Annotated in this window: 1 tRNA gene; it reads right to left on the reverse strand. The window is 44.2% G+C overall.

Annotated elements, in window-relative coordinates:
- Window positions 1-146: 146 nt before the first annotated feature.
- Window positions 147-222, reverse strand: a tRNA-Val gene (locus A1QO_RS06225).
- Between the last annotated feature and the right edge of the window lie 11 nt (window positions 223-233).

The raw sequence follows: 233 nt of genomic DNA on the forward strand, positions 1-233 counted from the left end.
GTTCGTCAGCTTTCCAAATTGTTAAAGAGCGAGTGTTTACTTTTTCAAGTTAAAGCACTTTCTAATGACTTTCGTCGACAAAAATCCGAACCAGATTCGTTTTACGGAATTGGTTTGGAAGTCAACATCCAAAAGTCTTTAGAGAGTGGTGGGCGATACCGGGCTCGAACCAGTGACCCCCTGCTTGTAAGGCAGGTGCTCTCCCAACTGAGCTAATCGCCCACATTAAGTTT

It is taken from the genome of Vibrio genomosp. F10 str. ZF-129, assembly GCF_000287055.2.
Taxonomy (GTDB): domain Bacteria; phylum Pseudomonadota; class Gammaproteobacteria; order Enterobacterales; family Vibrionaceae; genus Vibrio.